This window comes from Providencia sp. PROV_01, assembly GCF_053098325.1.
In genome coordinates, this window is sequence record NZ_JBRFKD010000002.1 from 1,890,829 (window position 1) to 1,911,690 (window position 20,862).

Annotated in this window: 19 protein-coding genes; 11 read left to right on the forward strand and 8 right to left on the reverse strand. The window is 39.4% G+C overall.

Features of this window, described 5'->3' with window-relative positions:
* Positions 1 to 2 precede the first annotated feature (2 nt).
* The 6 genes from lepB to acpS all read left to right on the forward strand — a co-directional run bounded on the left by lepB (position 3) and on the right by acpS (position 5,016).
* Positions 3 to 968, forward strand: a complete 966-nt coding sequence (lepB, locus tag ACU696_RS09165; protein ID WP_004912796.1) for a signal peptidase I — start codon at positions 3 to 5, stop codon at positions 966 to 968.
* Positions 969 to 1,271: 303 nt separating this feature from the next.
* Positions 1,272 to 1,952: a ribonuclease III gene (gene rnc / locus ACU696_RS09170; RefSeq protein ID WP_004912793.1), complete on the forward strand. Its 681-nt coding sequence runs from the start codon at positions 1,272 to 1,274 to the stop codon at positions 1,950 to 1,952.
* Positions 1,949 to 2,857 carry a GTPase Era gene (gene era, locus ACU696_RS09175; protein ID WP_004912791.1) on the forward strand — a complete coding sequence of 303 codons (909 nt, stop codon included), beginning with the start codon at positions 1,949 to 1,951 and terminating at the stop codon, positions 2,855 to 2,857. The genes rnc and era overlap by 4 nt, the downstream gene beginning before the upstream one ends.
* A gap of 11 nt (positions 2,858 to 2,868) precedes the next feature.
* Entirely contained in the window at positions 2,869 to 3,597 is a 729-nt protein-coding gene (recO, locus tag ACU696_RS09180) for a DNA repair protein RecO (RefSeq protein WP_004912788.1), read from the forward strand.
* 295 nt (positions 3,598 to 3,892) lie between these two features.
* Complete coding sequence (gene pdxJ / locus ACU696_RS09185) at positions 3,893 to 4,624, forward strand: pyridoxine 5'-phosphate synthase (protein ID WP_004912787.1); 732 nt, start codon at positions 3,893 to 3,895, stop codon at positions 4,622 to 4,624.
* Positions 4,624 to 5,016, forward strand: coding sequence for a holo-ACP synthase (gene acpS, locus ACU696_RS09190; protein WP_123382549.1), 393 nt, complete (start codon positions 4,624 to 4,626; stop codon positions 5,014 to 5,016). Before pdxJ ends, acpS begins: the two co-directional genes overlap by 1 nt.
* Positions 5,017 to 5,262: 246 nt before the next feature.
* On the opposite strand, the gene ACU696_RS09195 is transcribed toward acpS, so the two are convergent.
* The 3 genes from ACU696_RS09195 to ACU696_RS09205 form a co-directional block, all read right to left on the reverse strand.
* Complete coding sequence (locus tag ACU696_RS09195; protein ID WP_004912779.1) at positions 5,263 to 5,709, reverse strand: hypothetical protein; 447 nt, start codon at positions 5,707 to 5,709, stop codon at positions 5,263 to 5,265.
* 238 nt (positions 5,710 to 5,947) lie between these two features.
* Positions 5,948 to 6,208: a YfhL family 4Fe-4S dicluster ferredoxin gene (locus ACU696_RS09200; RefSeq protein ID WP_004912777.1), complete on the reverse strand. Its 261-nt coding sequence runs from the start codon at positions 6,206 to 6,208 to the stop codon at positions 5,948 to 5,950.
* Between the two features lie 600 nt (positions 6,209 to 6,808).
* Positions 6,809 to 7,120 carry a hypothetical protein gene (locus ACU696_RS09205; protein WP_231136862.1) on the reverse strand — a complete coding sequence of 104 codons (312 nt, stop codon included), beginning with the start codon at positions 7,118 to 7,120 and terminating at the stop codon, positions 6,809 to 6,811.
* 302 nt (positions 7,121 to 7,422) lie between these two features.
* Here ACU696_RS09205 and leuE point away from each other — a divergent pair, with 302 nt between their 5' ends.
* Positions 7,423 to 8,070, forward strand: coding sequence for a leucine efflux protein LeuE (leuE, locus tag ACU696_RS09210; RefSeq protein WP_004912773.1), 648 nt, complete (start codon positions 7,423 to 7,425; stop codon positions 8,068 to 8,070).
* Positions 8,071 to 8,166: 96 nt separating this feature from the next.
* Positions 8,167 to 8,649, forward strand: coding sequence for a tRNA adenosine(34) deaminase TadA (tadA, locus tag ACU696_RS09215; protein WP_109911452.1), 483 nt, complete (start codon positions 8,167 to 8,169; stop codon positions 8,647 to 8,649).
* A 40-nt stretch (positions 8,650 to 8,689) separates the two neighbouring features.
* Here tadA and mltF read toward each other — a convergent pair whose 3' ends face one another.
* On the reverse strand, positions 8,690 to 10,354 hold the full coding sequence (gene mltF / locus ACU696_RS09220; protein WP_109911453.1) for a membrane-bound lytic murein transglycosylase MltF: 1,665 nt from the start codon (positions 10,352 to 10,354) through the stop codon (positions 8,690 to 8,692).
* Between the two features lie 270 nt (positions 10,355 to 10,624).
* On the opposite strand from mltF, the gene purL reads away from it, so the two are divergent.
* Entirely contained in the window at positions 10,625 to 14,512 is a 3,888-nt protein-coding gene (gene purL, locus ACU696_RS09225) for a phosphoribosylformylglycinamidine synthase (RefSeq protein WP_209101998.1), read from the forward strand.
* Between the two features lie 115 nt (positions 14,513 to 14,627).
* On the opposite strand, the gene ACU696_RS09230 is transcribed toward purL, so the two are convergent.
* From ACU696_RS09230 to ACU696_RS09245, 4 genes are all read right to left on the reverse strand, one after another.
* Positions 14,628 to 15,275 (reverse strand): 3-keto-L-gulonate-6-phosphate decarboxylase UlaD, encoded by a 648-nt coding sequence (locus tag ACU696_RS09230; RefSeq protein ID WP_164528615.1) that lies wholly within the window; start codon positions 15,273 to 15,275, stop codon positions 14,628 to 14,630.
* Positions 15,272 to 16,102 (reverse strand): Cof-type HAD-IIB family hydrolase, encoded by an 831-nt coding sequence (locus ACU696_RS09235; protein WP_447343063.1) that lies wholly within the window; start codon positions 16,100 to 16,102, stop codon positions 15,272 to 15,274. The genes ACU696_RS09230 and ACU696_RS09235 overlap by 4 nt, the downstream gene beginning before the upstream one ends.
* Positions 16,103 to 16,152: 50 nt before the next feature.
* Positions 16,153 to 16,620: a PTS sugar transporter subunit IIA gene (locus ACU696_RS09240; protein WP_109911458.1), complete on the reverse strand. Its 468-nt coding sequence runs from the start codon at positions 16,618 to 16,620 to the stop codon at positions 16,153 to 16,155.
* 72 nt (positions 16,621 to 16,692) lie between these two features.
* Positions 16,693 to 18,447: a PTS ascorbate-specific subunit IIBC gene (locus ACU696_RS09245; protein WP_109911459.1), complete on the reverse strand. Its 1,755-nt coding sequence runs from the start codon at positions 18,445 to 18,447 to the stop codon at positions 16,693 to 16,695.
* Between the two features lie 402 nt (positions 18,448 to 18,849).
* Between ACU696_RS09245 and ulaR the strand changes: the two genes are divergently transcribed.
* Positions 18,850 to 19,605: an HTH-type transcriptional regulator UlaR gene (gene ulaR / locus ACU696_RS09250; RefSeq protein ID WP_004912750.1), complete on the forward strand. Its 756-nt coding sequence runs from the start codon at positions 18,850 to 18,852 to the stop codon at positions 19,603 to 19,605.
* Positions 19,606 to 19,720: 115 nt separating this feature from the next.
* Positions 19,721 to 20,788 (forward strand): L-ascorbate 6-phosphate lactonase, encoded by a 1,068-nt coding sequence (ulaG, locus tag ACU696_RS09255; protein WP_004912748.1) that lies wholly within the window; start codon positions 19,721 to 19,723, stop codon positions 20,786 to 20,788.
* The last annotated feature ends 74 nt before the right edge of the window (positions 20,789 to 20,862 follow it).

Sequence of the window (20,862 nt, forward strand, 5' to 3'; positions counted from 1 at the left end):
CAATGGCTAACACCTTTGCCTTGATCCTAACACTGGCAACATTAATCACAGGGATTATATGGTGTTTAGACAAGTTTAAATTTGCACCTGCGCGTAAAGCAAAACTCAAGCAGTTACAGGATGCAACGAATGGCGCCGTGAGTGAAGCGGATGTGGCAAATGCTGTCCGCCGCCCATCGTGGCTTGAAACAGGGTCGTCTATTTTCCCTGTGTTGGCGATTGTACTGATTGTGCGTTCATTTATTTATGAGCCATTTCAAATACCTTCAGGGTCAATGATGCCAACGTTGTTAGTTGGTGATTTTATGTTGGTTGAGAAATTTGCTTATGGTTTAAAAGACCCAATTACACAAACGACGTTAATCGAAACGGGTAAACCGAAACGTGGCGATATCGCAGTTTTTAAATACCCAAGAGATCCTAATGTTGATTTTGTAAAACGAGTTATTGGAATGCCGGGTGATAAAATTATTTATAACCCAGATGCAAAGGAATTAACAATTTACCCGAATTGTGCAGATAACAAATGTACAGAGACCTTACCTATTGTTTATGGTCCTCTGGCGCCGAGTGAATGGACCATGTTCCTTGATATCGGTTCTGTTGTTGATAACCAAAAGGGGAATTATGAAATTCCATTAGACCAACCTCTACCAAGGAATGCGTTACGCCAGTATGAGCGTAGTGAAAAATTGGATACGGTTGAGCATCAAATTTTAATTATTCGTCAAGCAATTACTGAAGCTAAATATCTGCAACCAGGTATGCCGAAGAACGAATGGATTGTTCCTGAAAAGCACTACTTTATGATGGGTGACAACAGAGATAATAGCTCTGACAGTCGTATGTGGGGCTTTGTACCAGAAGAAAATTTAGTCGGTCGTGCAGTATTTATTTGGTTAAGTCTTGATAAACAAGAAAATGAATGGCCGACAGGTATTCGCTTTAGCCGAATTGGTCCACTATAATTTGAATAGTGGGTCTAGCCAAATGTTGGAAATGCGGGTTTTCATTTGAAAATCCGCATTAACCGAAGCATTATTGTTTTACCCAGTGTACAATATAGATTAATTAATATTATTGGCTCCCCAATTATTAACTCTCCTATTTTAACTTATTGTAACTAATGAATTTTTATAATTAGTTCCACTGAGCTGTAAAATATATGGAAGCATAAGGAGTCAGTGCAAACGCAACAGTTTTGTAAAATGGTGAATTTTACAGGTCTGTTGCGTGTGCTTTTTTATCAAATAAAAAATGGTTGGGCGCACATGAACCCCTCTTTATTAGAAAAATTACAGCGTAAGCTTGGTTATCAATTCAAACAGAACGAGTTATTAATCCAAGCATTGACACATAGAAGTGCAAGTAGCAAACATAATGAGCGTCTAGAGTTTTTAGGTGACTCAATTTTGAGTTTTGTGATTGCAAATGACTTATACCACCGTTTTCCAAAAGTGGACGAGGGTGATATGAGTCGTATGCGAGCAACGCTTGTACGCGGAAATACATTAGCAGAAATCGCACGTGAATTTGAACTCGGTGAGTGTTTACGTTTAGGGCCGGGGGAATTAAAAAGCGGTGGTTTTCGTCGCGAATCTATCCTTGCTGATACTGTTGAAGCACTGATCGGTGGTATTTTTTTAGATAGTGATATCCAAACGATCGAAAGAATTATTTTAGATTGGTATCAAAGTAGACTGGTTGAGATCAGTCCGGGTGATAAGCAAAAAGACCCGAAAACAAGGTTACAAGAATATCTGCAAGGGCGCCATTTGCCACTACCTAATTATTTGGTTGTTCAGGTTAAAGGTGAAGCTCACGATCAAGAATTTACGATCCACTGCCAAGTTAGTGGTATTGACCAACCGATTAATGGTGTTGGCTCAAGCCGTCGTAAAGCAGAGCAAGCAGCAGCAGAGCAAGCATTGAAAATTTTGGAGCTTGAATGAGTGAATTACAATCCCACTGTGGTTTTGTTGCCATAGTTGGACGGCCAAATGTCGGTAAATCGACATTATTGAATCAATTACTGGGGCAAAAAGTTTCGATTACTTCGAGAAAGCCACAGACGACTCGCCATCGTATTATGGGGATCCATACAGAAGATAATTACCAAATTATTTATGTTGATACCCCAGGACTTCATATTGAAGAAAAACGTGCAATTAACCGTTTAATGAACCGGGCTGCATCCAGTTCAATTGGTGATGTTGAGTTAGTTATTTTTGTCGTTGAAGGGACTAATTGGACCGCTGATGATGAAATGGTATTGACTAAATTATCTAGCTTACGTTGCCCTGTTATATTAGCAATTAACAAAATTGATAATGTGACTGATAAAACGATACTATTGCCTCATATTAGTATGATCAGTCAGAAAATGAATTTTTTAGATGTTGTTCCGATTAGTGCTGAAAAAGGTACTGGTGTGGATACAATTGCTAAAATTGTTAAACAGCATATCCCTGAAGCAGTACACCATTTTCCGGAAGATTACATTACTGACCGTTCTCAGCGTTTTATGGCATCTGAGATTATCCGTGAAAAGCTCATGCGTTTCTTAGGTGATGAACTACCATATTCGGTGACGGTTGAAATTGAACAATTTAAGGTAACAGAAGCGGGTATTTACCATATCAATGGCTTGATTCTTGTTGAGCGTGAAGGCCAAAAGAAAATGGTTATTGGTAACAAAGGTAGCAAACTGAAAACCATCGGTACCGAAGCGCGTATCGATATGGAAAGAATGTTTGATAACAAGGTGCACCTTGAGCTTTGGGTTAAAGTTAAATCAGGCTGGGCTGATGACGAAAGAGCATTACGTAGCCTGGGTTATGTTGACGACCTAAAATAGTAGGTGGCAAAGTGAGTGGTTGGCAGCGTGCGTTTGTACTCCATTCAAGGCCTTACAGTGAGACGAGTTTATTACTCGATTTTTTTACTGAAGGCGAAGGAAAAATACGTTTACTTGCAAAAGGCGCTCGCCGTAATCGCTCACCATTAAGGGGCTGCTTACAGCCCTTCACACCTTTGCTAATCCGCTGGGGAGGCAAAGGTGAAATCAAAACCTTAATTAGTGCAGACCCGGTTTCTTTAGCCCTCCCTTTAACAGGAACCGTTCTATATAGCGGTTTATATCTTAATGAATTAACCGCGCGTGTATTAGAATTTGGTACACCATATTCTGCACTATTTTTTGATTATCTCTCCTGTTTACAAATTCTTGCTGCGAGTGAGCACACTCCTGAATTTGCCTTGCGTCGCTTTGAGCTAGCCTTGCTTTCTTACCTTGGTTATGGTGTTGATTTTTTACATTGTGCTGGTAGCGGGGAGCCCGTTTCTGACACAATGACTTACCGGTATAGAGAAGAAAAAGGATTTATTGGTAGTTTGGTTGTTGACCAGCTTAGTTTTACGGGTAAACAACTTAAAGCACTGGCAAGTCGCGAATTTCCTGATGCAGATACGCTTAAAGCAGCAAAACGTTTTACTCGACTTGCTTTAAAGCCTTATTTAGGTGGAAAACCTTTAAAAAGCCGAGAGTTATTTCGCCAGTTTACTTATTCGCCAGTTGTGCAGAACAAACAGAGTTGAAATTGTTTTTAATTTTATTTTTACCTAGTTTGTTATACCGCTAATACCCCTAATACCTCTATATATCCCTTTCTCATGTATCTTTTTAGCTGAACTGGCTTTATCAAACAATATATTTTTTTGTCGATATAAAATCTTACGAAGCGCTTCGCAAAAATTAAATACAACGACTGAAATAGGGTATGTATATTGGAATTTACTTCGAATGATGAGAGATTTATTCCCTCAGCACAGGAAATTACAGTAGGATAGTAGGCAGATAAGTTTATTAGCGTTTACTAATGAGGAATAAAAAATGGCAGAGCTTTTGTTAGGCGTAAATATCGACCATATTGCAACGGTTAGAAATGCAAGAGGAACTCAATATCCAGATCCTGTACAAGCTGCGTTCGTTGCTGAACAAGCGGGAGCTGATGGTATCACCATTCATTTACGTGAAGACCGCCGTCATATTACAGATAGAGATGTCACATTGCTAAATGAAACCATTCAAACTCGAATGAATCTTGAAATGGCGGTAACGGACGAAATGGTAGAGATTGCTTGTCGTATTAAGCCTGCATTCTGCTGTTTAGTACCTGAAAAACGGGAGGAAGTGACCACGGAAGGCGGTTTAGATGTCGCAGGGCAAAAACAGAAAGTTGCAGATGCTGTTAAACGCCTCACAGAAGCGGGTATTTTAGTTTCATTGTTTATTGATGCAGACCACGCACAAATTGATGCTGCGCAAGAGTGTGGTGCTCCGTTTATTGAAATCCATACAGGAGCCTATGCAGATGCTAAAACAGAACAGGAGCAAGAACTTGAGTTTCGCCGTATTCATGATGGCGTTATATATGCGGCGAGTAAAGGAATTAAAGTCAATGCAGGTCATGGCTTAACCTATCATAACGTTCAACGTATTGCTCAGTTACCTGAAATTTATGAGCTTAATATTGGTCATGCAATTATTGGCCGAGCATTGTTCAGTGGGTTAGCTCAAGCCGTTGCTGATATGAAAAAAATTCTGTTGGAAGCGCGTAAATAATGGCAATTGTAGGGTTAGGTACAGATATTGTGGAAATTGCTCGTATTGAGTCTATGATTGAACGTACAGGTGACAGCCTTGCTAAACGCATTTTAACGGAGGCTGAGTTAGTCCAGTACCAACAACAATCAAAGCCAGCTCGCTTTTTAGCAAAACGCTTTGCAGTTAAAGAAGCTGCAGCAAAAGCACTAGGTACGGGAATTCGCAATGGTCTAGCGTTTAATCAATTTGAAGTCACTAATGACAAGCTTGGGAAACCCTTATTGAGCTTAAGTGATGAGGCATTAACGTTGGCTAACTGCATACATGCAACACACTTTCATGTTTCGATTACCGATGAGCGGCATTATGCGGTAGCTACTGTGATAATTGAAAGTATTATGAAGAATTAAAGTCTTTCTAAGTAGTAGAAAAATATAGGTTATTTATTGCTTGTTTGATTAGCCAATAAATAACCTATTAAAGTAAAAGATATATTATCTGAAAATAGAATACAATACTTATTTTAAGTTAAATATATATGGTTAACGCTATGAAATAAAATGGCCATTCAATCAGTTAATAAAGAATTGACTGGCTAATAATACATCGCTTTGTAATTAGTTTAATTAAAAACTATTTTCCATGGTGAAATTATATTATTCTCTTACAAATTTTCTAATTTCCCACTCTAAAGTTCGCTGAGATTGTTCATAAAAGAAGAAAAATCCATTTTCAGCATAAATTGCTGTTCCTTGTTTAGAGTTTCTTTTATAGTCAAGGGAGTCAAATAGTTTTATAGAACCATTTGCATAAATAGTAAATATATCTAATTTAGACTCAGTGGTGTTTGTACATATAAGGAATTGTTTGTTTTGATTTGGTTCATAAACAACTTGGAGGTCATCATGGAAAGTATCTAACACTCCATCTTGTACAAAATTTTTAAGATCTATTTTTCCATCTTTTGTTATTTCATAAATAACAAAAGACTTGTTCTTAGCTATACCAATAAAGTAATTATAGTCTTTTACAGTATAAACTAAACTTGTGCTGTAATAATTATTAAATTTACTTTTTTGAACGCTTTCACTTGATTTGGTCATAATGTCCCTCTTTGAAAATTGGTAAATGCGAGGGGTTAATGTATCAGAAAATATTTATTGTAATAGTAATAAATATTATCAGAATATAATGTTTATTAATCTTTGGTAATAAATTGTATAAGCGAAAACTTATATAAGCTTAAACTGATAAGAATTCATCATAGGAAGTAAGCTACTACTAAATATTATTATGTTTATTTTTTTTATAATGATGAATTCTTAAAGTAATCATAGAGGTTTAAATTTTGTCTGCGTGGTGGATCATAACAAATTTATCCCATAGCTGATCTTGGCTTTCGATATGATTGGGATCAATAATGATAGTATTGTTTATGGGACATACTGATTGGCAGGTAGGCTTATCGTAGTGCCCTACACATTCAGTGCATAGGTTTGAGTCAATCTCATAAATTTCGTCACCCATAAAAATTGCATCATTTGGGCATTCAGGTTCACACATATCACAATTGATACAGCGTTTTGTAATTAATAAAGACATATCAGTGACTTATACTCGACTAAGTTAAAAAATAGTAACTTATACCTTGCACCTATTCGTTACTTCTATTCAATTCTTGTGTTTTTGTGCAACCATTTTACATTGAAAAGCTTGAAAAAGTAATACTAAATTACAATACTTATTTTTCATATTATTTAAATGTAATTTTTTTAAGTTCATTGTTATGCAGAATGGCTACTTTCTTCTGAAAAATAGGAATATTCAAATCAAATGGTTTGGTTAATGGAATGTAAATGAATTATTTGGTTTTATTAGTGTTTTTTATTGCTGTTTGGTTATGGATTTAGTATTAGCTAAAAATGAATTATATTTTAATAGGAAATGCATGATTTAAAAAAATTGAAAAGGAAGTTGTTTTTAATTAAAAAATTTTAATGTTAAAATATTATTTATTTATTTATTTATTTATTTATTTATTTATTTATTTATTTATTTATTTATTTATTTGTTAATCAATGATAAAGGGATTTTTTTAGAATTTTATGGGGAGTATGTTTAATTATTATCAATAATGGCCTTATACTTGACCCTTATGTATTTTGAATTTTAACTGAAGTATAATTCGGTGTTATTATTCCTCTATTGAATAGCTATGGATTTTCTAGTTTTTATTTTTTCTGCTTGGCTATATATATGAATAAGACCATTAGCGATATAAAGTGTTGCTGATTGAATGGTATCTCTAACGTTGAAGTTATCAACATTGATCGGCTGTATACCCGCTTTATCATCTATTTGGTACAATTCGACAATTTTTTCATTTAAATTATAACCACATAAATATTGTTTATTTTTTACTGAATTATAGAATGCTTGAATGTTACTAAGGTAGGATTTCAGTTTTCCTTTTTGTACTGGAGCATTCGGGGCAACTTTACCATTATCTGCCATAGAGTATACAACGTAAGTTTTATCTTTTGAGTGCCCTAAAAAATAATTACGTTTAGCTGCACTAAAGGTCATCTTTGTTGGATAGAAATCTTCGAATGCTCCATTTTATACTAAGGTTCTAATAATAAGCATATATTTATTCCTTCCGTTGTTAATAATGAATAAGCCTAGTAATCATAAATAAGTTTGATTTAAAATAATCTTTATTATCAGTTCATTTCATATATCTAATTAATTGAATAAATATTCACAAAGAGTGAAAGTTATGATAAAAATAATAAAAAAGATAAAGGGTCAAAAATATGTTCGAAAATCTTGGCGTTCTTAACTTCTGGACTTATTTGGCAGGGTTAGTTTTAATCATTATTGTACCAGGACCTAACTCATTATATGTATTAAAAACAAGTACATCGAGTGGTACTCGGTTTGGTTATCGGGCTGCTCTAGGTGTATTTACTGGAGATGCAATATTAATTTTCCTGTCATTTATCGGTGTCGCTTCAGTGATTAAAGCATCCCCGACATTATTTATGATAGTTCGCTATTTAGGTGCGGCTTATCTACTATATTTAGGCGGTAAGATTTTATATAGCACATTTATGTATAAAAAATCGCAGCCAAACGGTATTGATGCTATCCCAATTAAAACAGAAAAACACTTTACTCGCGCTCTAGTGCTGAGCTTAACAAACCCGAAAGCAATTTTATTTTATATTTCTTTCTTTATACAATTTGTTGACTTTAATTACTCACATGCATGGGTACCTTACCTTGTACTTGCGACGATTTTAGAATTAGTGAGTTTTTTATACCTGAGCTTATTGATTTTTAGTGGCTATTTGATTGCGCGTTTTTTGCGTGAAAAGCAACTCCTTGCAAAGCTTGGAAATTGTACGGTAGGCGCTTTCTTTATGGGGTTTGCAGCTAAATTAGCGATTTTTAGCAATTAAAATGAGGTTGCTATTACAGAGACAAAAGCATTTTAATTGCGGTCATTCTAACATTTGAGGATAATCGCGTGTAAAACGCATTGACCAGAGGTAAGAGTGACGCAAATTGAAATTGATGAGTATTGGATGCAACAAGCTATTGAACTTGCGCTAAAAGCACAAGATCTTGGCGAAATTCCTGTTGGTGCGGTCTTAGTTAAAGACAATCGTTTAATTGCTTCAGGCTGGAATCGTTCGATTATTGACCATAATCCAACAGCACATGCTGAAATTATGGCTCTGCAACAAGCAGGGCAAGTGCTGTCAAATTATCGGTTATTGGATACCACATTATATGTAACGTTAGAGCCTTGCATTATGTGTGCAGGCGCAATGATCCACAGCCGTATTAATCGTGTCGTTTATGGTGCTAAGGATTTTAAAACTGGCGCTTGTGGTTCCTACCTAGATATTATGGGGCAAGCCGGGCTAAACCATTATGTGGATGTGACTGGTGGTGTTCTAGAAGAGCAATGTTCTTCAATGCTGAGTGCTTTTTTTAAATTGCGTAGAGCGCAAAAAAAAGAACAAAAGCGCTAACACAGTAAAATTTAGCGCACTTATTTTATTTCAGCATGATTTATAGCGAGTTTTCAGGTGCTTCTGGTGGCGAGATAGGTGTTTCATTATCGGTCTCATCGGTATTTTGTGATGGGTGTAATGAAAGTAAATATTTTCCTAATGGCAGCCTTTTTTCATCAAGAGTTTTAGATGGCCGCGCCGCAGAACTCATTTTCCCTAAATTCGTCATACTAACTTTTTCAGAAATAGGGGACTGATTTTGCATAGCTTGAGATTCAGTAGTGCTATGGTTCTCAGGAGAAATCAAATAAATAAGTGACTTCTGGGCAATATCAAGAGCATGCTGTTTTCTTTCTTGGCTTTGTAAGTAACCCACTAAACTTTGATGATAACGACGAATATTCTCAACGTAACGATAAGCTTCGTGGCCACGTGCATAACCATAAGTGAGTTGTGAGTAATATTTTTTCTGCGTCAATAAAGGTAAACGGGCTTTTACATCTAACCACCGGTTAGGGTCTCCGCCTAACATTTCAGTTAATTTACGGACATCCTGCATATGCCCATACCCCATATTATAGGCGGAAAGGGCAAACCAGATACGGTCATCCTCTTCGATGGTTTCAGGTAAACGCTCCATAATATAAGCAATATAAGCGGCGCCGCCCTTTATGCTTTCTTCCGGGTCTAACCTATCCGCAATACCCATTGTTGTTGCGGTTGGCTTTGTTAGCATCATTAGCCCGCGTACCCCCGTAGGTGAGGTCGCTAAAGGATCCCAATGGGACTCTTGCCATGCAATAGCCGCTAATAATTTCCAGTCAATTACCTGAGCATATTTTTCAAATAGAGGTTGATACTCGGGGAGTTTATTATCAATGGCTTTAATAAATGCCATTGTGTCGAAATAATCGAAAGACTCTACATGGCTGAAATATTTTTCATTAAGACGTGCAAGTAATTCGCTTTCATGGCTGATGTTGAAGAAATCAAGCAACGCAGCATCTAAACTGTTTTCTTTACTACGACGCATATACCAAGTAACAGCATGATCATCCAATAAATCAAAAGCAACCGCTAATTGCGGGTGAATACGTTGCTGTAGTGCAACGGCAATAGAGTCTTCTAATGTGTAGTCAACCTCACCATCGGCAACCATTTCAAGGATTTGATTGGTATTGTATTTTGAGGTTTCTTCCCACTTTAGGTTTGGGTATTCCTTGGCGAGTTCCTTCAAGGTACTTGCATGCGCCGTACCCGCTGTTACCAATAATTTACCCGTTATTTCATTGAAGTTTTTGGGGCGATTTGTTCCTTTGCGATAGACAAGTTGTTGAGTGACATTAAGATAACTTGGACCAGTTTTTGTTTTGGCTAAACGGTCTTTGTTATACAGTAAACCCGCAACCGCGATATCGGCATCGCCATTTTCAAGGTCATCAAATATTTGCTCGAATGTTGGGCGGATGGTTATCTTGAGTTTAACGCCTAAGTATGAGGCAAAGCCTTGAGCCAGCTCGTAGTCGAACCCACGCAGCTGTTTCTGCTCATCAATATAGATAAGTGGCGAGCTAACGGCACTAATACGTAATTCACCTTGAGAAATAATTTTATTAATTTGTGAATTCTGCGTATTGGGCCAGCGGACGTTAAAACCGATGACCATAGTTGCTAGTAGCGCGATGACCACGATAATTAAATAGTTAACTTTTAAGTTATTCAAATAATAGTTTCTCGTGCATTGGCTGGTGCTGTATGTCCATAAAAGAGTATGGCTAAGTAATGGTTATAATTCCAGTAGTCGGCTATTTTGCTCAACATTTAGGAACGGTGCAACCTATATTATCGTATTTAGCACAGAATAATATTTAACTAATCGCTTTATTTTTAATCACGCAAACGGTTTCGTATTGATGAACATTGCTCTATAATGTGTTCCGGTTTCCCTGCTTTCATGTTCAGGGCTGGCGTTTAAAAGAGAGAAATTAAGACGATGGAAATTTTGCGTGGTTCACCTGCTCTATCAGCATTTCGTATTACCCGCCTTTTGGCGCTGTTTGCAGAAAAACAGCTTCCTGTCACGGATATCTATGCTGAGTATATGCACTTTGCTGAATTATCAGCGCCGTTGAGTGATAGTGAGCAAGGCAAACTGAGCAGTTTGTTAAAGTATGGTCCTTCTCTGGCTGAGCACGAGCCATTCGGTAAGCTTATTTTAGTCACTCCTCGTCCGGGAACTATCTCTCCGTGGTCTTCAAAAGCCACCGATATTGCACATAACTGTGGTCTTCGCCAAGTAAAGCGTATCGAACGCGGGATTGCTTATTATGTTCAAGGTGATGCATTGACCCAAGAACAGTGGCATGAAGTGATCGCCATTTTGCATGATCGCATGATGGAAAGCATTTTCTCTTCTTTTGAACAAGCGAGCGCACTGTTTGTGCAGCAACAGCCGGCACCAATGAAATCCATTGATGTGATTACAGGTGGCCGCCTTGCATTGGAAACAGCTAACAGGGAAATGGGGCTCGCGTTAGCCGATGACGAAATTGATTACCTGTTAGAGGCATTTACTGGGTTAAAACGTAATCCAACGGATGTTGAGCTCTATATGTTTGCGCAAGCAAACTCAGAACATTGCCGCCATAAAATCTTTAATGCAGACTGGGTAATTGATGGTGAAAAACAGTCTAAATCACTGTTTAAAATGATTAAAAATACGTTTGAAAAAACACCTGACCATGTTTTATCTGCTTATAAAGATAATGCCGCCGTTATGGAAGGTTCGTCTGTTGGCCGCTTTTTTCCTGAACCTGAAGGACGTACATACCGCTACCACCAAGAAGATGCTCATATCTTAATGAAGGTGGAAACTCATAACCACCCAACAGCGATTTCACCATGGCCGGGAGCAGCAACAGGCTCTGGCGGTGAAATTCGTGATGAAGGCGCAACAGGGCGCGGCGCGAAGCCAAAAGCTGGTTTAGTCGGTTTTTCTGTTTCTAACTTACGCATTCCCGGTTTTGAACAGCCTTGGGAAGAAGATTTTGGTAAACCAGAGCGCATTGTGACGGCTTTGGATATTATGATGGAAGGGCCATTAGGTGGGGCGGCATTCAATAATGAATTTGGTCGTCCTGCGCTATTAGGTTATTTCAGAACGTATGAAGAAAAAGTTAACAGCCACAATGGTGAAGAATTACGTGGTTACCATAAGCCTATTATGTTAGCGGGTGGTATCGGAAACATCCGTGCAGATCACGTACAAAAAGGCGATATTACGGTTGGTGCAAAACTGATTGTACTCGGTGGCCCTTCAATGAACATTGGGTTAGGTGGCGGGGCTGCATCATCAATGGCATCAGGCCAATCAGACGCAGATCTCGATTTTGCTTCGGTACAACGTGATAACGCCGAAATGGAACGCCGTTGCCAAGAAGTTATCGACCGTTGCTGGCAGCTTGGTGATGATAACCCTATCTTATTTATCCACGATGTGGGCGCAGGTGGTTTATCGAATGCCATGCCTGAGCTGGTGAGTGATGGTGGCCGCGGTGGACGTTTTGAGTTACGTAAAATTCTTAATGATGAACCGGGCATGAGCCCGCTAGAAGTTTGGTGTAATGAGTCTCAAGAGCGCTATGTGATGGCAGTTTCACCTGAGCAGCTTTCTGTCTTTACGGCGATTTGTGAACGTGAACGTGCGCCATTTGCCGTGATTGGGGAGGCGACTGAAGAGCGACATTTAACACTGAATGATGAACACTTTTCTAACCAACCTATAGATATGCCTTTGGATGTTTTACTGGGTAAAACACCAAAAATGCTGCGTGATGTAACAACATTAAAGGCAGAGCCCGATTCATTAGATAGAACAGCGATTAATTTAAATGAAGCGGTGAAGCGTGTTCTACATTTGCCTGCAGTAGCTGAAAAAACATTCTTAATCACCATTGGTGACCGCACAGTGACGGGTATGGTGGCACGTGATCAGATGGTTGGCCCATGGCAAATTCCTGTTGCTGACTGCGCGGTAACCACCGCTAGCTTAGATAGCTACTATGGGGAATCCATGTCAATAGGTGAAAGAACACCAGTAGCATTGGTAGACTTTGCTGCATCAGCACGAATGGCAGTTGGGGAAGCATTAACTAATATCGCATGTTCTTATGTGCAAGATTTAAAACGCGTTAAATTGTCGGCTAACTGGATGGCAGCAGCTGGGCACCCTGGTGAAGATGCAGGTCTATATGAAGCGGTTAAAGCGGTAGGAGAAGAACTGTGCCCTGCGTTAGGTTTAACTATCCCAGTTGGTAAAGACTCCATGTCAATGAAAACGCGTTGGCAGCAAGATGGCGAAGAACGCGAAATGACCTCGCCACTTTCTTTGGTGATTAGTGCATTTGGTCGTGTTGAAGATGTTCGCTTGACAGTGACACCTGAATTAAAAGTAACTAATGATAATGCCTTGTTATTAATTGACCTTGGGCAAGGCAATAATGCGCTGGGCGGCTCTGCGCTCGCACAGGTATATCGTCAGTTAGGTAATAAAGCCCCTGATGTACGCAGTCCTGAAGTATTACTTGGCTTCTTTAATACAATTCAGAAGTTGTTATCAGAGCAAAAACTTCTAGCCTACCATGACCGCTCAGATGGTGGTTTATTCGTCACTTTAGTAGAAATGGCTTTTGCGGGTCATTGCGGTATTAATGTTGATATCAGCTCTTTTGATGAAGACACGCTTGCGGCGTTATTTAACGAAGAGCTAGGAGCAGTCATTCAAATTAATGAAGCCGATAGAGCATATGTAGCAGAATGTTTTGAGCAAGCAGGGCTGGCAGGTTGCGTTCATTATTTAGGTTCTGCAATACATGATGATGTCGTGATTATTAATAGCCGAGATACGGTTGTATATCGTGAATCTCGTAGTTTATTGCGTCAATGGTGGGCTGAAACTACTTGGCAAATGCAACGCTTGCGTGATAACGAAGTGTGTGCAGACGAAGAGCATGCGATGAAACAGGATAACCAGGACCCTGGTTTGAATGTGAAACTGACGTATGACATTGAAGAAGACATCGCAGCGCCGTTTATTTTGTCAGGCGTGCGCCCTAAAGTGGCTGTTTTACGCGAACAAGGCGTGAACTCGCATGTGGAAATGGCCGCCGCTTTTGACCGTGCTGGTTTTGATGCGGTTGATGTGCACATGAGTGATTTACTTGCAGGTAACTTGTCTTTGGAACAATTCCAAACATTGGTGGCTTGTGGTGGTTTCTCTTATGGGGACGTATTAGGTGCGGGTGAAGGTTGGGCAAAATCTATTTTATTCAATAATAAAGTTCGTGATGAATTTGCTACGTTCTTTAACCGCCCAGATACCTTATCTCTTGGGGTGTGTAATGGTTGCCAGATGATGTCGAACTTACATGAGCTGATCCCTGGTGCGGAATTCTGGCCTCGCTTTGTACGTAACCGTTCAGAACGTTTTGAAGCGCGCTTTAGTTTAGTAGAAATTGCGAATAGCCCATCGTTATTACTGCAAGATATGGCAGGCTCTCGTATGCCTATTGCTGTTTCTCATGGTGAAGGGCAAGTGGAAACACGTGCAGCGGCACATTTACAGCAATTAGAAGATAACGGGCTGGTGGCGATGCGTTTCGTGAATAACTATGGCCAAGTGACAGAGCAATATCCAGCTAACCCGAACGGGTCAGTTAATGGAATTACTTCGGTGACATCGAAAGACGGCCGTGCAACGATTATGATGCCGCATCCTGAGCGTGTTTTCCGTACGGTAAGCAACTCATGGCACCCTGAAAATTGGGGAGAGGACAGCCCATGGATGCAGATTTTCCGTAATGCACGTAAGCAATTAGGTTAATAAATCACAAGCTCGATAGATTGTTGAAAAGGCCAGCTATTTTGCTGGCCTGAATTTTAATCGAGCTAGTTTTAAACGGAAAGGTTGGTTTTTGAATCAGAATTATTCCTAATTACTATTTCCAAAAACGGTTGATTTGCTCACGTAATGCTTCTGCCGTTTTTTTACCCTTATCGCCCACTAATGCACGGCCAGCAATAAAGGCTTTGGCCTTGATACCGTTAAATAAATGGATATCCTCCGGCACGATACCGCCAGTAATGGACAGTTCTAGCCCTAAATCAGACAGTTTTCGCATTTTTTCGATATCTTCATTGGTCCAGCCAATACCGGCGAGTTCAGCATCGCGGGAGCGGTGGTAAATCGCTTGGGAAATACCTAAATCGACCCAATTTTTGGCATCTTCAAAAGTCCAATTACCATAAATTTCAATTTGGATCTCACGATTAAACTCATCGGCAACTTTTTTGCAGGCAGCAATAGTGGCAATATGCGCCGCGGCTGAGACTGTGATCCAATCTGCTCCTGCTTCAAATGCCATTCTCGATAAAATGGCTCCCCCATCGGTGGTTTTCATATCGCAAACCAGAATGTGATTAGGGTATTTTTGACGTAAAGTAGAGACCGCATTCATGCCATCAGCGAACGCTAAAATTGTACCCACCTCAATAATATCAACGAAAGTGTGTACATTTTCAGCCACTTCGAGTGCGGCAGGTAAGTTGGTTTGGTCTAATGCAATTTGGATCAAAGGCTTTGTCATTGTGATTGTCCTAAAATATTTTCATGGATTAGACGCGCAAGGCCATCACCGTTATTATCTGTAGCACAGATAGCATTCGCATGGGATTTCACCGTGTCATCGACATTTTTCATTGCTACGCCTAGGCCCGCTAGCTCAATCATGGAGATATCGTTGTGGTTATCACCAACAGCGATAACTTGGTTTGAGTTATAACCCTGAGAGTTAAGATATTCTGCTAAACGCGTTCCTTTGTTATTGCCTTTTGCGGCAAAGTCGAAACGGTTTGACCATGATTTTTCGGCATTAAAAGTTTGTTTAATCCAAGGGGAATTTAAGAAACGTTCTAACGTAGACGGTTCACCTTCGACGACGAACTTCCAAATATAGTCAGCCTGCTGGACTTGTTCTTCAAATGAATCAATGCGATAAATTTTCGGTGGATGAGCCATGGTTGAGTCGTTAGCCCACTGTTCCATTGTACTCATGTAATCGATAGGGTCGATTTTTGAATACACCATGGCATCGGTGATGTACATCACCATTTTCAGTTTATCGTTCTGTGCTAATTCGATGAATGTCAGTGCATTCTCTTTGGTAAGGGCATTGTGCGTGATAACTTTTTCATTTTGGTAATCATAGATATAAGTACCATTGCAACAAATAATCGGCGTAGTTAGCCCGAGTTCATCATAGTAGGGGCGGGCAGCAGTATGGTGGCGACCAGTGACTATCATGACGTGGCATTGTTTTGCTGCTTGTTGAATGGCTTGTTTGACTGCAGGGTGGATCGTATGTTCTTGAGTTAAAGCCGTTCCATCCAAATCAAGCGCTAATACGTTATACATAGTTGATTACCTCTATCGCTAATTAATGATTTTCTTTTATTTTCATTAAATTAGCATAATGCTTGATCAATAACCTGATAAACATCATCAATCGTGCGGCAACGGCGTAGTTTTTCAAGATCAACGCCGGTTTCACTGTCTTCATCATCGAGAACACGAGTGACTTCCATCAGACCTTCCATATGTTCATCGGATGAACTGCCTGCCAAGGTGATAAGTACGTCAACAGGCTCATCTTCGCCATCAAAAACAATCGGTTTTTCCAGTGTGACTAAAGCAAAAGCGGTTTTTAGTACCCCGTCTTCAGGCCTTGCGTGAGGAAGCGCTAAATTAGGTGCGATACAAATATAAGGCCCAAGTTTTTCAATACTGTTGATAATTGCTTTATGATAGCTAGGTTTTATCGCACCTGAAGCGATGAGCAAGTCTGTGCCTATCTTAATGGCATCACGCCAGTTATCAGCGGATGCTTGTAGCTGTATCGAATTATTGTCGATTAATGATTGTTTAAATCCCATCATTGCCTTCCTATTTTTATACATTAAGTGAATAGATACCGTTATGAGCGATATCTATACCCATGAGTGATGCTATTTATTCCCTATAAAATTGGTATGTATGATATCGAGTAGTTCATCACCAAATGAGTTGGGGTTGAGCATATTTTGTACGCCAAGAATGAATTTACCATCACCCGGATCCATTTCTGCACTAAGGTGTTTAGAGGAAACGATAATATCAGTTGCTGGTAATTTCGATTTATAATCGGAGACTGCACAAGAATCCATCACATGAGGAATGCCTTTCTTTTCGAGGTACTGGCCAATTTTCATTTTCATCATCATGGACGAGCCTTGTCCATTGCCGCAAACCGCTAAGATACGTACAGGCTTAGTACCATTATGTTCAATAGATGCAGCTTCGACTTCTTCATTGGTTTCCATTTCAGTTTCGATTGGGTTTTGTGCATCTTCTTCGGCGCGAAGTTTCTTTGCAGCAAAATACATATAGACAAGGGAGAGGGCGACAACGACAAAGAAGAACATTTTAGAGAAGGACAAACCTTGCATAATGACAGGGAAGGCGAGGGCCCAGTCGGCCATACCCATCCAACCACTAAAGTCCGTACCTTGGCTATTAATTAAGCTGATTGCCCAAGCTGAACCCAATACTTCAATGATACCCATCACGAAACACACTTTCATGACGGCTTTCCAACCCCCAAAATGGTTGGCAAAAATACCGATAGTGGCGTTCGAGAAGAACATAGGGATAAAGCCTGGAATGATCATAATGGGGGAGTTGAATGCCAACATACCGAGTACCGCAACAAATTGCCCGATAGCACCCCACATAAAACCAAATACCATGGCATTAGGGGAGAATGCATAGATAGCGGCGCAGTCAATCGCAAGAACAGCATTGGGGATCACGCGCTCTGAAATACCTTTGAAAGCTTCAGATAATTCAGCGACAAACATGCGTACACCGGTAACAATGATTTGGATGGCAACGGCAAATTTTAAACCCGTTTCAATGATATAAATAGTCCAGTGAGTGGTACCTGCCATGGTTTGTAGGTTGGGAATGCCAAAAGAAATCAGAATAACGCCAAAGAATAAGGTCATCACAATGGCGGTGGCGGAAATGCTGTCATGGAATATATGCAACCATTTGGGCAGTTTTAAATTATCTACGCTGTCTTTTTTATCGCCCAGTTTCGGAGCAACTTTGGTTGCTATCCATGAAGCAAATTGTTGCTGATGACCTATTGAGAACCCAGCACCTCCCGTCACTTCTTGCGTCGGTTTAAACATAATATTGGAGGAAATACCCCAATACAGTGCCATTAATACCGCAGAATAAATAATGGTTTCCCACATGCTCGTCCCGAGTACAAAATAGAAAACAGCGATCAAGCCTGCTTGTTGAAACATAATATGCCCTGTCAGCATAATGGTACGAATACCGGTGACGCGGCGGAAAAGGACTAAAAGAATATTAATTGCGAGAGCTAACAACACGGTATAGCCCACCCATGAATAGTTATCTCCCATCGCTTCCATGGTGGCCATCATTGATGTATATGGGTCAATAACTGACCCTGTAAGTCCATGGTATTCAGACATTTTTTCGATGACGGGTTTAAAACTGGACACTAAGGTACTGGCACCCACGCCAACTAGCATAAAACCAACAATCGTTTTGATTGTCCCTTTGAGGATTGTCGTGCCATCGCGCTTTAATAGCCAATAACCGATAAATGTGACTAAGCCTAATAATAGAGGCGCTTTTGTCATTACTTGGCTGTAAAAAATATAGAAAGCGTCGTATAAAAAATCCATATTTTTACCTCTAATCAAATTGTATTTGTAATTTATCTGGGTCAGAGATTAATCATATTGATCGTATCTGGTGTTATTGCGATATAATCATTTAAAGCGACTAATCAGTCTCGCAAAAATCAAATGTGATCATATGTAATCATGAATTGCTCTTTTTTGATTGTTCTCATTTGTGCGTTTTTTTACCAGCAAAAAAATAAATAAATGGCGACCTGATCACGTAAAATTTAAAATTATCTTATATATCAATAGAGTAAATTTATATTTATCAAATGTTGTTTTTTTACCTGAGCAAAGGTTGACAATAGTAAGTGAGATAAATAGAATCAAAACCAATCACCAATAATCATTTTGAATCATAGTCCATCATCAAGGTGATTATTAACTAATAAGGCGATGATTATGAATGAAGTGCAAAGACACAATGAAATATTGTCGTTATTGGAAACACATCGAGTGATCAATGTTTCTCATATTACCGAACAATTTAGTGTGTCTCCTGCAACAGCTCGTCGTGATATTTCAAAGTTAGATGAGCAAGGTAAATTGCGAAAAATCCGTAATGGTGCTGAACGTATTGAAAATAAAAAACGTAAGTGGACACCGTTAAACATTAACAGTACTGAGCACTATGAAGAAAAATCTGAAATCGCAATTAAAGCGGCAGCGCTTTGTCTTCCTGGGGAAAGCGCTGTCATTAACTGTGGTTCTACCGCGTTTATGTTAGGGCAGCAATTATGCGGGAAAAACGTACAAATTGTGACTAATTATTTTCCATTAGCGAGCTATTTGATTGATCAAGACCATGATGACGTCATTCTAATCGGTGGGCAGTATAACAAAGCACAAAACATTTTTTTGAATCCGGCTTTGAACACGTTAATGGGCTATGCAGGTAACTGGATGTTTACTTCAGGTAAAGGGTTAACGGAAGCTGGATTATATAAAGCTGACATGCTGACTGCGGTTGCAGAGCAGCAAATGCTTGACCAAATTGATAAATTAGTTGTTGTTGTAGACAGTTCCAAAGTGGGTCATCGAACCGGAATGTTATTTTGCCCAGCTAATAAGATAGATGTTCTTATTACTGGAAGAAATGCCAACTCTGAGGTTATCAAAGCGATTGCCGCACAGGGCACGCGAGTGATACTGGTTTAATTCCGTCGTATACCTAATTTTTAACATTTAAACCAATTCAGCCTTCATGCCTTAATTTCTCGATTAAGGCATCAGGCTCCCTACATCTAAAATTCTTGAAAAAGGTATTATGACTATGAGCAAAGTTAATGAAATCACACGTGAATCTTGGATTTTAAGTACATTTCCTGAGTGGGGAACGTGGCTAAATGAAGAAATTGAAAAAACGGTTGTTGAACCTAATACCTTTTCAATGTGGTGGCTAGGATGCACAGGGATTTGGTTAAAAAGTGAGGGAAATACCAATGTTTGTATCGATTTTTGGTGTGGAACAGGGAAAAAAACACAAAAAAATCCATTGATGAATAAGCAACACCAAATGATGCGCATGGGGGGAGTTGAAGCGCTACAACCAAACTTACGCACTGCGATTTTCCCTTTAGACCCGTTTGCCATTAAAAATGTTGATGCGATTTTAGCGTCTCATGACCATGCTGACCATATTGATGTGAATGTGGCGGCGGCGGTAATGCAAAATTGCGGCGACCACGTTAAATTTATTGGTCCTCAAGCCTGTGTAGATTTATGGATTAAGTGGGGCGTACCAGTAGAGCGTTGTGTAGTCGCCAAAGTTGGCGATGTACTGGAAGTAGGGGATATGAAAATCCGTGTGTTAGATTCATTTGACCGCACAGCATTGGTGACATTGCCACAGGGTGTTTCTTCCACTGATAAGCAAATTTTAGATGGCATGGATTCTCGTGCGGTGAACTACTTGATAGAAACAACTGGCGGCTCTATTTATCATTCCGGCGATTCACATTATTCAAACTATTATGCGGCGCATGGTAACCGTTACAATATTGATGTCGCACTGCTTTCTTTTGGCGAAAACCCACGTGGTGTGACGGATAAAATGACGTCATCGGATATTTTACGTGCAGCAGAATCATTAGATTGTGAGCGGGTTATTCCATTCCACCATGATATTTGGGCAAACTTCCAAAATGACCCGCGTGAAATAGAAGTGTTGTGGAATATGAAAAAAGAGCGTTTGCAATATAAATTTGCCCCGTTCTTCTGGCAAGTGGGTGGGAGATATACTTATCCAACAGATAAAGACCGCATGCATTATCAACATTTCCGTGGCTTTAGTGATATTTTCAAAAATGAACCTGAATTACCATATAAAGCATTTTTATAATTAATTGGTTTGTTAAGAAAAGCAGAAGGGGAAACTTTTCTGCTTTTTTAATTGGACTTAATAACGAAAAAAAC